Source organism: Polymorphum gilvum SL003B-26A1 (assembly GCF_000192745.1).
Classification (GTDB): Bacteria; Pseudomonadota; Alphaproteobacteria; order Rhizobiales; family Stappiaceae; genus Polymorphum; species Polymorphum gilvum.
Genome location: NC_015259.1, coordinates 44,503 through 57,757 on the forward strand (window position 1 = coordinate 44,503; position 13,255 = coordinate 57,757).

The 13,255-nt window shown below is 70.5% G+C and carries 14 protein-coding genes; 4 read left to right on the forward strand and 10 right to left on the reverse strand.

The window, feature by feature from the left end; translation table 11 throughout:
• Positions 1 to 10 precede the first annotated feature (10 nt).
• Positions 11 to 1,219: a bifunctional phosphopantothenoylcysteine decarboxylase/phosphopantothenate--cysteine ligase CoaBC gene (coaBC, locus tag SL003B_RS00210; RefSeq protein ID WP_013650803.1), complete on the forward strand. Its 1,209-nt coding sequence runs from the start codon at positions 11 to 13 to the stop codon at positions 1,217 to 1,219.
• A 322-nt stretch (positions 1,220 to 1,541) separates the two neighbouring features.
• On the opposite strand, the gene SL003B_RS00215 is transcribed toward coaBC, so the two are convergent.
• From SL003B_RS00215 to SL003B_RS00225, 3 genes are all read right to left on the reverse strand, one after another.
• Positions 1,542 to 2,024 (reverse strand): rhodanese-like domain-containing protein, encoded by a 483-nt coding sequence (locus tag SL003B_RS00215; protein ID WP_013650804.1) that lies wholly within the window; start codon positions 2,022 to 2,024, stop codon positions 1,542 to 1,544.
• 3 nt (positions 2,025 to 2,027) lie between these two features.
• A complete protein-coding gene (locus tag SL003B_RS00220) occupies positions 2,028 to 2,339 on the reverse strand; it encodes a hypothetical protein (protein ID WP_013650805.1) in 312 nt (103 codons plus the stop codon).
• Between the two features lie 114 nt (positions 2,340 to 2,453).
• A complete protein-coding gene (locus SL003B_RS00225; protein ID WP_013650806.1) occupies positions 2,454 to 3,260 on the reverse strand; it encodes a dioxygenase family protein in 807 nt (268 codons plus the stop codon).
• Between the two features lie 257 nt (positions 3,261 to 3,517).
• Between SL003B_RS00225 and dut the strand changes: the two genes are divergently transcribed.
• The 3 genes from dut to SL003B_RS00240 all read left to right on the forward strand — a co-directional run bounded on the left by dut (position 3,518) and on the right by SL003B_RS00240 (position 6,122).
• Positions 3,518 to 3,967: a dUTP diphosphatase gene (dut, locus tag SL003B_RS00230; RefSeq protein WP_013650807.1), complete on the forward strand. Its 450-nt coding sequence runs from the start codon at positions 3,518 to 3,520 to the stop codon at positions 3,965 to 3,967.
• A 162-nt stretch (positions 3,968 to 4,129) separates the two neighbouring features.
• Positions 4,130 to 5,092 (forward strand): cysteine synthase A, encoded by a 963-nt coding sequence (gene cysK / locus SL003B_RS00235; RefSeq protein WP_013650808.1) that lies wholly within the window; start codon positions 4,130 to 4,132, stop codon positions 5,090 to 5,092.
• A 109-nt stretch (positions 5,093 to 5,201) separates the two neighbouring features.
• The gene (locus SL003B_RS00240; protein ID WP_013650809.1) at positions 5,202 to 6,122 is read left to right on the forward strand and encodes a methylated-DNA--[protein]-cysteine S-methyltransferase; all 921 of its coding nucleotides are present in this window, start codon (positions 5,202 to 5,204) and stop codon (positions 6,120 to 6,122) included.
• Between the two features lie 14 nt (positions 6,123 to 6,136).
• Here the strand turns inward: SL003B_RS00240 and SL003B_RS00245 are convergent, their stop codons facing one another.
• The 7 genes from SL003B_RS00245 to SL003B_RS00275 form a co-directional block, all read right to left on the reverse strand.
• Positions 6,137 to 7,414, reverse strand: coding sequence for a hypothetical protein (locus SL003B_RS00245; protein ID WP_013650810.1), 1,278 nt, complete (start codon positions 7,412 to 7,414; stop codon positions 6,137 to 6,139).
• Positions 7,415 to 7,473: 59 nt separating this feature from the next.
• A complete protein-coding gene (locus SL003B_RS00250) occupies positions 7,474 to 8,790 on the reverse strand; it encodes a bifunctional folylpolyglutamate synthase/dihydrofolate synthase (protein WP_013650811.1) in 1,317 nt (438 codons plus the stop codon).
• Positions 8,791 to 8,948: 158 nt separating this feature from the next.
• Complete coding sequence (gene accD / locus SL003B_RS00255) at positions 8,949 to 9,848, reverse strand: acetyl-CoA carboxylase, carboxyltransferase subunit beta (RefSeq protein WP_013650812.1); 900 nt, start codon at positions 9,846 to 9,848, stop codon at positions 8,949 to 8,951.
• A gap of 51 nt (positions 9,849 to 9,899) precedes the next feature.
• The gene (gene trpA / locus SL003B_RS00260) at positions 9,900 to 10,736 is read right to left on the reverse strand and encodes a tryptophan synthase subunit alpha (protein WP_013650813.1); all 837 of its coding nucleotides are present in this window, start codon (positions 10,734 to 10,736) and stop codon (positions 9,900 to 9,902) included.
• Positions 10,737 to 10,888: 152 nt separating this feature from the next.
• On the reverse strand, positions 10,889 to 11,113 hold the full coding sequence (locus SL003B_RS23475) for a hypothetical protein (RefSeq protein WP_013650814.1): 225 nt from the start codon (positions 11,111 to 11,113) through the stop codon (positions 10,889 to 10,891).
• 196 nt (positions 11,114 to 11,309) lie between these two features.
• Entirely contained in the window at positions 11,310 to 12,554 is a 1,245-nt protein-coding gene (gene trpB / locus SL003B_RS00270) for a tryptophan synthase subunit beta (protein ID WP_013650815.1), read from the reverse strand.
• Positions 12,551 to 13,231 carry a phosphoribosylanthranilate isomerase gene (locus SL003B_RS00275; protein WP_013650816.1) on the reverse strand — a complete coding sequence of 227 codons (681 nt, stop codon included), beginning with the start codon at positions 13,229 to 13,231 and terminating at the stop codon, positions 12,551 to 12,553. The genes trpB and SL003B_RS00275 overlap by 4 nt, the downstream gene beginning before the upstream one ends.
• Positions 13,232 to 13,255: the final 24 nt, after the last annotated feature.

Below are 13,255 nucleotides of genomic sequence, written 5' to 3' on the forward strand. Positions count from 1 at the left end.
AGCCGAGCCGATGCTGGTCGACAAACGCATCCTCCTGATCATCGGCGGCGGCATCGCGGCCTACAAGGCGCTCGACCTGATCCGCCGGCTGCGCGAGCGCGGCGCGCGGGTGCGGGTGGTGATGACGGCGGCGGCGCAGCAGTTCGTGACGCCGCTCGCCGCCGGCGCGCTGAGCGCGGATCGGGTGTTCACCGACCTGTTCGACCGCGAGGACGAGCACGACGTCGGCCATATTCGGCTGGCGCGCGAGGCCAACCTGATCGTGGTGGCGCCGGCGACCGCCGACCTGATGGCCAAGATGGCGCACGGACTGGCCAACGACCTGGCCAGCACGGTGCTGCTGGCCACCGACCGTCCGGTGCTGCTGGCACCGGCGATGAACCCGGCCATGTGGCGCCACCCGGCGACCCGGCGCAACGCGGCGACGCTGGCGGCCGACGGCATCGCCTTCATCGGCCCGAATGCCGGCGAGATGGCCGAAAGCGGCGAGGCCGGCGTCGGCCGGATGGCCGAGCCGACGGAGATCGCCGACCGTGCGGCGGCACTGCTCGCGCCGGCGGCGAAACCGCTGGCCGGGCGCCATATCCTGATCACCTCGGGGCCGACGCACGAGCCGATCGACCCGGTGCGCTACATCGCCAACCGCTCGTCGGGCAAGCAGGGCCACGCCATCGCGGCCGCCGCGGCCGCCGCCGGCGCCCGCGTGACACTGGTCAGCGGTCCGGTCACGCTGGCCGATCCGGCCGGGGTGACCACGATCCATGTCGAGACGGCGAGTGCCATGCTGGCCGCCGTCGAGCGCGCGCTGCCGGCAGATGCGGCGATCATGGCCGCCGCCGTCGCCGACTGGCGTGTCGCCCGAGAAGGCACGGAGAAGATCAAGAAGGACGGCTCGGGCCTTCCCCCCGCTCTCGCCCTGGTCGAGAACCCCGACATCCTGGCAACCGTCGGCCAGCTGGGCCCGGCGCGGCCGAAGCTGGTGGTCGGCTTCGCCGCCGAGACCGAGAACCTGATCGCCAATGCGCAGGCGAAGCTCGCCCGCAAGGGCGCCGACTGGATCGTCGCCAACGACGTCAGCCCGGAGACCGGCGTCATGGGCGGCAACGCCAACACGGTGCGCATCGTATCGAAGGACGGCGTCGAGGACTGGCCGCTGATGGACAAGGCTGAGGTCGCCCGCCGCCTGATCGAGCGGATCGCAGCGCATTTCGCCCCCTAGAGCGGCGCAGCGTTTCCAGAAAACGGCGAACGGCCTGCGCATCTTGTCTTGTCCGTTTCCGAACCGGAAAAAGCGGCACAGCCTGATGGCAAGGGTGACCTTGCTACGATCTCATGCCTCGCCAGGCGCGAGACATGAGCCGAAGCCTGCCCGGAGCCGATCCGGGCAGCGGAGCGCTCCAAGCCCATCCATGTCAACCAGACGATAACGGCGACGCCCCGGCGCACCGATCCCGCATCTCCGCTTCGCTGCGTGCGGGATGACGAAAAAGAGGTTGGCCAGTAGCCTTCGGTATCCCTTTCCTGGAACCGCTCGGAGCCGGTCAGGGGACGCGGAACGCGGCCTCGGCCAGAAGGCCCGGATCGGCGCGATTGCCCTCCAGCCCACCCAGGATATGGCTGAGGCGGCCACGCAGGCCGAAACCGGCCGCCGCGTCGAGGACAGCGCGCGAACGTGCGCCGACGCCGCAGACGAGAACCAGTCGACGGGCGGGGTTGCCGGCCGCCAGGGCACGCAGGCGGGCGAAGAAGGCCGGCCTTGCGATCTCCCGCTCGTGCATCGAATCGCCCGTCGGCCACGGCACCTGCTCGGCGGCGACGGCGCCAAGATCGGGCAGCGCCGGACGCTCGCCGGCGAGGCGGATGTCGACCACCAGCGCCGTAGCAGGCGTGGCGAGGCGGAAGAAGTCGGCCGCCGCAACTTCCTCCGGCCAGGGATCAGGCCCGACATCCTGGGCAAGGACCGGCGCCGCCGCGAGGGCCGCAGCAACGGCAACGGCGAGCGCCCAGGCGCCCGGGATGCGCATCGCTCAGCCGAGCCTGGACCAACGCTGCCAGACCGGTGCGCCCTGGTCGGGGCGGGTCTTCTTGCGATAGGCCGGACTGGCGGGGTTGTTGCAGGTGCCGGTACCGGAGGCCTCGACCCACTTGCGGTCGGCGGAGACAGTCCGGCTGCCGCCCCAGAACTCGCAGGTCGCGCATTTGCGCTGCGCGGTGGCCGAGATCCGCGTCGCCGCCGCGGCGGCCGGTCCGCCGAGGGCGGCGAGAGCGAGGCCGGACCCGGCAGCAATCACGATCTCGCGACGCGTCAACCCGGCCTTGTTTCCCGTATTCGAATCCATGGCGCTGTTCTCCCTCAGCACACAAATCGAAACGGAATAATAATCGGCGAAAAGAGGTCATCTTTCCACCGCGAAATTGCAGGATGAATTCTGATTTCTACGCTCAGGAAAGGGTCAGGACACGGTTTCGGGGACGACAAAACGATAATAGGTCATGCTGAGCGTACCGCGGTCGTAGCTGCGGTGCAGCAGCTCGCCGGCCGCGTCCGCGCCGGCGGCCCCGAGCGGGAAGAACACAGGCAGCAGGTGCTCCTCGGTCGGATGGGCGAGGCGGAAGTGCGGCGCGTCGTCGAGCCGCGCCAGACGGTCGACGTCGCCGGCGGCAATACCCTCCTCCAGCCAGCGGTCGAAGTCCTGCGCCCAGCCGGCCGTGGGCGTTCCCGACGGCTGCAGGGTGCGCAGGTTGTGGGTGGTGCTGCCCGAGCCGACGACGAGGACGCCGCGGCGCGTCAGCGGTTCGAGCGCCCGGCCCAGCGCCAGGACATCGCGCGGGCCGGCCTGCAGCGGCAGGGACACGGCGACGACGGGGACGTCGGCATCGGGATAGAGCAGCGAGAGCGGCACCCAGGCGCCGTGATCGAGGCCCCAACCGTCGTCGAGGCGCGGGTTCAGACCGGCCTGGTCGAACAAGCCGACGACCTCTGCCACCAGGTCGCGCGGGGCGCTGGCCGGATACTGGATCTCGAACAGGGCGCGCGGAAAGTTGCCGAAGTCGTGGATGGTGCGCAGCGGGCCGGGCGCGGAGACGCGCAGGCCGTCGGTCTCCCAGTGCGGCGACAGGATGACGATGCCGCGCGGCCGCGGCAGGCTGCGCCCGAGGTCGCCGAGGAAGCGGCGAGCGGGCATGTCGGTTATGGCCAGCATGGGCGAACCGTGGGCGAGGAAGAGCGGCGGAACGAGCCGGTCGGGGTCGGCGGTCATGGCAGTCTCCCTGCGGACGGACGGGCCGCGCCCTGTGGCGCGGTCGACGGACGGACGGTGCGATCAACCTGAAGATATGGTTCGACGCGGGCAAAGAAAACCGCGGGCTGCGGGACGGTTCGTTCAGCGTCGCGAAACAGTGCGGCTTCGAGCGCCAAAACCGGTTTCCCCTTCCGGCCGATTCATTCTATGCACGGGGCCGGTACGGGGCGCCCGCAGCGTGGGGCCGCCCCCTCACGCCGTTCGACGGAGGATCCATGCGCGTGCCCGTGACCCTGATGCGCCTGCCCCACGGCGCCGACCTGCCGCTGCCGGCCTACCAGAGCGCGGACGCGGCCGGCTTCGACCTGATGGCGGCGGTCGAGGCGCCGCTGGTTTTGGCCCCAGGCGCGCGCGCGCTGGTGCCAACGGGCCTGGCGATGGCGCTGCCCGGCGGCCACGAGGGCCAGGTGCGGCCGCGCTCGGGCCTGGCCGCCCGCCACGGCGTCACCGTGCTCAACACGCCGGGCACGGTCGACGCCGACTACCGCGGCGAGGTGAAGGTCATCCTGATCAACCTCGGCGACGATCCGTTCACGATCGAGCGCGGCATGCGCATCGCCCAGATGGTGATCGCGCCGGTGACCCGGGCGACGCTCGCCGAGGCCGACAGCCTCGACGACACGGCGCGCGGGACCGGCGGCTTCGGCTCGACCGGCACGCGCTGAAGCGCAATTCCTTTGCGCCTACAGCGCCCCGAAGCGGGGCGGGTTTTCCTGCCGGGGCCGATTCCCGCGCAACGCGGCCTCGCCTCGCGGCGCGTTTGACCCTAGGCTGCGAACACCAGAAACGGCGGCGGCGGCGCCGCACAGATCCCAAGGGAGACCGACATGAGCGACAAGACGCCCGGCCGGGGCCGGATCTATGGCTCGATCACGGACACCATCGGCGACACGCCGCTGGTGCGGCTGGACCGGCTCGCCGAACGCCACGGCGTGACGGCGACGATCCTGGCCAAGCTCGAATTCTTCAACCCGCTCGCCAGCGTCAAGGACCGCATCGGCGTCGCCATGATCGAGGCGATGGAGCGCGACGGCATGATCGCGCCGGGCCGCTCGACGCTGGTCGAGCCGACATCGGGCAACACCGGCATCGCGCTCGCCTTCGTCGCCGCCGCCAAGGGCTACCGACTGATCCTGGTGATGCCGGAGACCATGTCGGTGGAGCGGCGCAAGATGTTCAAGATCCTCGGCGCCGAGCTGGAGCTGACCGACGGCGCCAAGGGCATGAAGGGCGCGATCGCGCGGGCGCAGGACCTGGTGGCGGAGATCCCCGGCGCGGTGATGCCGCAGCAGTTCGAGAACCCGGCCAACCCGGAGATCCACCGCCGCACCACGGCCGAGGAAATCTGGACCGACACCGGCGGCGCGGTCGACGCGTTCGTCGCCGGAATCGGCACGGGTGGCACCATCACCGGCGTCAGCCAGGTGCTGAAGACCCGCAAGCCGGGCCTGCACGTGGTCGCGGTCGAGCCGACCGACAGCCCGGTGCTGTCCGGCGGCGCGCCGGGACCGCACAAGATCCAGGGCATCGGCGCCGGCTTCGTGCCCGGCGTGCTGGACACCGCAGCCTACGACGAGGTGGCGACGGTGAGCAACGACGAGGCCTTCGCCATGGCGCGCGAGATGGCGCGGCTGGAGGGCATCCCGGTCGGCATCTCGTCGGGCGCGGCGATGACGGCGGCGGTCCGCCTCGGCCAGCGGCCGGAGATGGCCGGCAAGACCATCGTGGTGATCATCCCGTCCTTCGCCGAGCGCTACCTGTCGACGGCGCTGTTCGAGGGGCTTGACTGACGCCGCCACGGCGACCGGGTCCGCTCGCGTATCGGGTGGTGCGGGCGGACGGACGCGACTAGGGTCGACGGAGCTTCGAGCGCCCATTCCAGCACGAGCGGACCGAGCCATGACCCTCAGCGTTGATCCCGCCCAGACCAACCAGACCGCCCAGGCCCGGCCCGCCCTCGACACGGGGACGGCCGCGGCGGAGGACTATGCCGTCGTGCGCCGGACGCTGGAGCGCATCACGCTGACCTGGCGCGAGCAGCCGAGCCTGGAGACGCTGGCACGCGAGACCGGCGTGCAGCCGATCCAGCTGCAGCGGGTGTTCTCGCGCTGGGCCGGGCTGACGCCGAAGCAGTTCCTGCAGGCGATCACGCTCGACCACGCCCGTGCGCTGCTGCGCGAGGCGGCGAGCGTGCTCGACACCTCCTACGAGGTCGGCCTGTCCGGACCGGGGCGGCTGCACGATCTGTTCGTCACCCACGAGGCGATGACGCCGGGCGCCTACCGCACGCGCGGGGCCGGGCTGACCATCCGCTACGGCTTCCATCCCTCGCCGTTCGGCACGGCGCTGCTGATGGCCACCGACCGCGGCCTCGCCGGGCTCGCCTTCGCCGATTCGGGCGAGGAGGCGGTGGCGCTGGAGGACATGAGCGCGCGCTGGCCGGCGGCCGACTATGTCGAGGATGCGGAGGCGACAGCGCCGCTGGCGGCGCGCATCTTCGACCCGCAAGCCTGGCAACCGGACACGCCGCTCAAGGTCGTGCTGATCGGCACCGACTTCGAGATCCGGGTCTGGCAGACGCTGCTGGCGATCCCGCTCGGGCGGGCGACGACCTATTCCGACATCGCCCGGCGCCTCGGCCGGCCCAGCGCGGCGCGGGCGGTCGGCACGGCGGTCGGCCGCAACCCGATCTCCTTCGTGGTTCCCTGCCACCGGGTGCTCGGACGCGGCGGCGCGCTGTGCGGCTATCACTGGGGCCTGACGCGCAAGCGGGCCATCCTCGGCTGGGAGGCCGGCGTCGGCGGATCGGCACCGCGATGAGGCTCACGTGAGGCTCAGTCGACCGGAGACCCGTCCGGCAGCGGCGTTCCCGGCTGCAACCGCCAGCCGTTGGCAGCGAGCCGCTCGGCGGCGAGCGGCGTGATCTCGCCGCTGACGACGAAGGCGATGTCCTTGCCCGGAATGCCGATCGCGGCGAGACCCTCGTTGAGCGCCTGCAGGGCGCGGGCCGAGGACGCCGTCCAGGCAACCATGTCGAGCGGAAACACCAGCGCAGCGCCGCCGTCCGCCGCCAGGCCGACCGGAAAGCCGGCAATGTGGCGGATTTCGGCGAGCGGCCGAGCCTCGTGGTCCTGCGCCAGCATGACGGCGCGGCGAAGCTGGAACCAGGCCTCCTCGCGCGTTTCCACCCCGGCCATATGTTCGGCGAGCAGCGTCAGGCCGTCGACGCCGGCGAGCGCCTGCAAGCGATCCGCGAGGACGGCGCGCTCCATCGGTGTGTAGTGTCGGTTGGCGGCCAGCGCCGCGACGACCGGGCCCGGAATCCCGAGGCCGGCGAGATCGGCCGCCGTGCGGCGCTCCAGCTCGTCGCGGCTGCTGTCGAGAATGCGCTCGGTCAGCGGCGTCAGCGCAGCCTCGGGCCGCGGCGCGGCCAGACCGGCCGGGATCAGCGCCAAAAGCGCGGTCACCGTCAGGCTGCCGGCGGCGGAGACGGCGGAGGCCTCGTCCAGCCGGGCCGATAGCGGCGCAAAATCGGTATAGGGATCGACGCCGAGCTCGACGGCGAGCTGCCGGCGCGCCCGCGCCTGGCCGGTCAGGCCGCGGGCGATTTCGCCCGGCGAGCCGACGTCGCCGGTGACCGCCCTGCCGACGCCCGAGGAAATGCGGTCGAACAGCCGGCCGACGCCGGAGACGGTGCCGCGCGCGGCGGCGAGAGGGTCGATCACCGTGCCGTAGACGAATTCGGCCGGCCGCAGCGCTGCCTGACGCAGCCCCTCGACGAAACGCTCCTGGCGGCCGAGCTGGTCGAGCGCGGCCAGCGCGGCAAGTTCCTTCAGCCGGTTGCGCAGCAGGCCGTCGCCGGCAACGCGCATGAGGCCGAACCCGGTCTCGACGTCGTAGAGGCGCAGGAAGCCGTCGCCGCGCACCGGCGCCAGAACGCGGTAGGTGGCGCCGCTCGCCTGCGGGCCGAGCACGGCGACGGGATCCTGTTCCGGCGGCGTCTCGAAGCTGTCGGTGAAGCCGACGAGGAAAGCCGCGACCGCCAGCAGCGACGCAGCGACGCAGATGCGTCCCGGATGCCATGTCCCGACGGCCTGTCCCTGTGCGGACATGTGCGTTCCTTCTTGCGAGCGGGCGGGCCCGAGATCCGGACCAGCCGGGCCTGGATACTCTAGCGCGGCGCCATGCCGTTGGCGGAAAGCGTGTCGCCGACCAGGTAGAGCGAGCCGCAGATCAGGATGCGCGGAGGCACGCCGTCGCGCGCGGCGCAGGCGCGGATGTCGGCGAGCGCGGCGTCGAGGCCGTCGAAGGGCGTCGCCTCCAGCCCGGCGATGCGGGCGAAGTCAGCCAGTTCGAAGGGATCGCGGGCGGCGTTGGTCGACTGGATCGGCACCGTCGCAACATGACGGGCGAGACCGTGGAAGGCACGGAAGAAGCCGACCGGATCCTTGGTGGTCAACATGCCGGTGACCAGATAGAGCCGGCGCGGACTGCGCTCTTCCAGATCGCCCATGTAGGCGGCGACGGTGAGCGCGGCGCCCGGATTGTGGCCGCCGTCGAGCCAGACCTCGGCACCCGGCGGACATTTGTCGACCACAGGGCCGTGGGTGAGGGCCTGCAGCCGTCCGGGCCAGTAAACCGCCTTCAGGCCCCTGGCCGCGTCGGCCTCGCCCGGCCACAGGCCGGCCGCCTTGAGCGCGGCGACGGCAACCCCGGCGTTGACGACCTGGTGGGCGCCGGGCAGCACCGGCAGCGGCAGGTCGGACAGGCCGTCGTCGTCCTCGAACACCAGCCGGCCGCGGTCGGCATAGGCGACGAACTCCTGGCCGAAGCGGGCGAGCGGCGAGCGGGTGCGGACGGCGGCGCGCTCGATGACGGCCATCGCCTCGTCCTCCTGCGGCGCCACCACGACCGGGCAGCCGGGCTTGAGGATCGCCGCCTTCTCGGCGGCGATCTCGGCGAGGGTGTTGCCGAGGAACTTCTCGTGGTCGAGCGAAATGGCAGTCAGCACCGAGCACAGCGGCGCATCGACGACATTGGTGGCGTCAAGCCGGCCACCGAGGCCAACCTCCAGCAGCAGCACATCGGCCGGCTCCTCGGCGAACAGCAGCAGGGCGGCGGCCGTGGTGATCTCGAAGAAGGTGATCTCGTTGCCGGCGTTGGCCTCCTCGCAGACATCGAGGGCGGCGATCAGGCGCGGATCGGAAACCAGGCGACCGCCGTCGCCGAGACGGATGCGCTCGTTGAAGGCGACCAGGTGCGGCGAGGTGTAGACGTGGCAACGCCGGCCGGATGCCTCCAGGATGGCGCGCATGGTGGCGGTCACCGAGCCCTTGCCGTTGGTGCCGGCGACGTGGATCGTCGGCGGCAGTCGGCGTTCCGGGTGTCCGAGGGCGGCGAGCAGGCGGTGCATGCGCTCCAGCGACAGGTCGATCTGGCGCGGATGCAGGGCCAGCAGGCGGTCGAGAATGGCGGTGATCTGGTCCATGTCACCCCGAAGGTCGTCAACGGCCGGTCGGCCGCCGCCTTGCGTCGTCCGGCCGCTTCGAAGACCCGATAGGATGCCGGCGGCGCCTTGGCAAGCACGCCGGCAGGGTCGTCGACGGCCGTGTCGGTTTCGCGACAGGCTGAGGCCGGTTTCGAAAATCAGCCCGTGGCCGCTTCCTCGACCGGAGCCTCGAGGGCCGGCAGTTCGACCGGGCGCTTCATCAGCACGTCGACCAGCCGGGAGATGGTCGCCTTCAGGTCGTGGCGCCTAACCACCATGTCGACCATGCCGTGGGCGAGCAGGTATTCGGCGCTCTGGAAGTCGTCGGGCAGCTTCTCGCGGATGGTCTGCTCGATCACGCGCCGGCCGGCGAAGCCGATCACCGCACCCGGTTCGGCGATGTGCACGTCGCCGAGCATGGCGTAGGAGGCGGAGACGCCGCCGGTGGTCGGATTGGTCAGCACGACGATGTAGGGCAGGCGCGCCTCGCGCAGCATCTGCACGCCGACGGTGGTGCGCGGCATCTGCATCAGCGACAGGATGCCTTCCTGCATGCGCGCACCGCCCGAGGCGACGAACAGCACGAAGGGGGTCTGGTGGGTGACGGCGGTCTGCATGCCGGCTAGGATCGCCTCGCCGGCGGCCATGCCGAGCGAGCCGCCCATGAAGTCGAAGTCCTGCACGGCCGCGGTGCAGGCCGCGCCGTTGACCAGGCCGCGGGCGACATAGACGGCATCGTCCTCGCCGGTGCGGGTGCGGTATTCCTTGAGCCGGTCGACGTATTTCTTAGTGTCGCGGAACCTGAGCGGATCGGCTGCAACCTGCGGCGTCTCGACGCGCTGGTAGTCGCCGCCGTCGAAGAACATCTCCAGCCGCTTCTTCGCCGGCATGCGCATGTGGAAGCCGGAGTTCGGGACGACCCAGTGATTGGCCTCCAGATCGCGGTGGAAGACCATTTCCCCGGTCTCGGGGCACTTGATCCAGAGGTTTTCCGGCATCTCGCGCTTCGACAGGAAGCTGCGGATCTTCGGCCGGACGACAGTGTTGATCCAGTTCACGTGAAAGACCGTCCGTTGGTTAGGGTCAAAACAATGAACGCGCCGCCGCGCTCAGGACGCGGCGCGGGCGCGGGCAACGCCGCCGGCCAGCGCGGACACGAGATCGACCACGGCCGACACCGTCTTATCCGTTGCCTTTCCGGCATCATCAAGGCTGGCGCGGATCGCCTCGACCAGCACCGAGCCGACCACCACGCCATCGGCGTTGCGGCCGATCTCGGCCGCCTGGTCGGCGGTCCTGACGCCGAAGCCGACCGCCACGGGAAGATCCGTATGACCCTTGATGCGTCCGACCGCCGCCGCCACCTTGCCGGCGTCCGGCGCGGCCGCGCCGGTGATGCCGGTGATGGAGACATAATAGACGAAACCGGAGGTGTTGGCCAAAACCGTCGGCAGGCGCTTGTCGTCGGTGGTCGGCGTCGCCAGGCGGATGAAGTTGAGGCCCGCCTCCAGCGCGGGAAGGCAGAGCTCGTCGTCCGCCTCGGGCGGGATGTCGACGACGATCAGGCCGTCGACGCCGGCGTCCCTGGCCTCGGCGACGAAGCGGACCGGATCGCGCACGTAGATAGGATTGTAGTAGCCCATCAGCACGATCGGCGTGTCCTGGTCCTTCCGCCGGAAGGCGCGGACCATCTGCAGCGTCTTGTTCATGGTCTGGCCGGCGGCCAGGGCGCGCTGGTTGGCGCGCTGGATCGGGATGCCTTCGGCCATGGGGTCGGAGAAGGGCATGCCGAGCTCGATGACATCGGCGCCGGCCGCGGGCAGCGCGTCGAGAACCGCCTGGGAGGTTTCGAGGTCCGGATCGCCGGCGGTGATGAAGGTCACCAGGGCCGGCCGGCCCTTGTCGGCACAGGCCTTGAATCGGCGGTCGATACGCGTTTCGGTCATGCGGCGGCACCCTTCACCCTACAAACCCGGCGGAGGCGGCGCTCCCCCAGGCTACTCTGGGGCTTGGATGTAGGGGGCATGCGACCCGTCTGTCAACGACAGGGACGGACGGGCCGCGAAATTCCGGATCCGGACGCCGGTCCGGACCGCGATCAGTGCTTGCCGTCGAGACGGGCGGCGATCGTGCGGGTGACGTCGTCGCGGCTCAGGCCGAGGCGTGCCAGTTCCTCGTCGGACAGAAGCGCGAACTTCTCGTAGAGGGCGGCGGCGGCGCGGGCGCGGCCGAAGGCTTCGAGCGTCTCGAACAGGCCGCGGCCGAAGGCGCGCAGCGCGGCCGCGAGGGTGCCGGAGGCGGGGAGGGTGATCTGGGTGGCCATCTTGCGATCCTTTCAGCAATGGCAAAGCGTCGATCTCTCCTCCCTCGAGATCGTTCATGTCATTAGATAGCGTGGCCTTGCTGCATTGCAACATCGCCTGCCGCGGGTCAGGTCCGCAAATTCGGCATGGCTTGTTAACCCGGCCTTCACCCTGTCGGCAGATCTGCGCCCGGGACGGCGCCGATCCGCGGGGCCGTCAGAGATCGAAGCCGAGGATCTTGCCGACGGTGAAGACGTCCTTGTCGCCGCGACCGCACAGGTTCATGACGATGATCTTGTCCCTGTCCATGGTCGGCGCCAGCTTGATGACCTGGGCGAGCGCATGGGCCGGCTCCAGCGCCGGGATGATGCCCTCGACGCGGGTCAGCATCTGGAAGGCGGCGAGCGCCTCGTCGTCGGTCGCCGGCACGTAGGTGACGCGGCCGGTGTCCTTCAGCCAGGCATGCTCCGGGCCGATGCCGGGATAGTCGAGGCCGGCTGAGATCGAGTGGCCCTCGAGGATCTGGCCGTCGCCGTCCTGCAGCAGGTAGGTGCGGTTGCCGTGCAGCACGCCGGGCCGGCCGGCGTTGAGCGAGGCGCAGTGCTCGTGGCCGTCGAGACCCTTGCCGCCGGCCTCGACGCCGTAGATCGCCACCGAGGCGTCGTCGAGGAAGGGATGGAACAGGCCGATGGCGTTGGAGCCGCCGCCGACGGCGGCGACCAGCGCATCCGGCAGGCGGCCCTCGGCCGCCAGCATCTGCTCGCGCACCTCCTGGCCGATGACCGACTGGAAGTCGCGCACCAGTTCCGGATAGGGGTGCGGGCCGGCGGCGGTGCCGATGAGATAATAGGTGCTGTCGACGTTGGTGACCCAGTCGCGCAGGGCCTCGTTCATGGCATCCTTGAGCGTGCCGGCGCCGGCGGTGACCGGCACGATCTCGGCGCCGAGCAGTTTCATGCGGAACACGTTGGGCTTTTGCCGCTCGACGTCGGTGGCGCCCATGTAGACCACGCAGGGCAGGCCGAAGCGGGCGCAGACGGTGGCGGTGGCGACGCCGTGCTGTCCGGCGCCGGTCTCGGCGATGATGCGCGTCTTGCCCATGCGCTTGGCCAGGAGGATCTGGCCGAGGCAGTTGTTGATCTTGTGGCTGCCGGTGTGGTTGAGTTCGTCGCGCTTGAAGTAGATCTTCGCGCCGCCCCCGAGGCCGGAGGCCTCAGAAACCTCACGAAGATGCTCCGTCAGCCGCTCGGCGAAATAGAGCGGCGAGGGCCGGCCGGTGTAATGGGTGTTGAGGTCGTCCAGCTCGGCGCGGAACGCCGGATCGGCCTTGGCGTCGGCATAGGCCTGCTCGAGGTCGAGGATCAGCGGCATCAGGGTCTCGGCCACGTAGCGGCCGCCATAGATGCCGAAATGGCCGCGTGCGTCGGGACCCGACCGCAGGGTGTTCGCGATGGTCGTCAACTCGATTGCTCCTTTACCGCTTCGGCTCGTTTCCCGGCACCGCGGACCGCGGCAACGAAGGCGCGGATCAGCCCGCTGTCCTTGACGCCCTTCTCGCGCTCGACTCCCGAGGAGACGTCGACCGCCGTCGCGCCGCTCTTCTCGATCGCCTCGCGGACGTTGCCCGCATCCAGTCCACCGGAAAGCATGAAGGGCCTCGGCAGGTCAAGGTCCTTGAGGATCGTCCAGTCGAACGGCACGCCGTGACCGCCCGGTACGTCGGAGCCCTGCGGCGGCTTGGCGTCGAACAGGATGCGGTCGGCGACCTGAAGATAGGGCAACGCCTTCGCCAGGTCAGCCCGCTCGCTGACGCCGATCGCCTTCATGACGCGGGTGCGCAGCATGACCTTGGCGGCGGCGCAGGCCTCCGGGGGTTCGGAGCCGTGGAACTGGACCATGTCCGGCCTTACCAGCTCGGCGATGCGCTGCAGGCCGGCGAGGTCCATGTCGACGGTCAGGGCGACGATCTCGGCCTGGCCGCGGGCGATGTCGGCCAGCCGGCAGGCGTCGGTCAGCGACACGTGGCGCGGGCTTTTGGGGAAGAACACCAGGCCGACCATGTCGGCGCCGGCGTCGACGGCCGCCTGCATGGTCTCGTCGGTGCTGAGACCGCAGATCTTGACGAGGATGCGGGACATAAGGGCTTCCTATTCAGCTCCCGT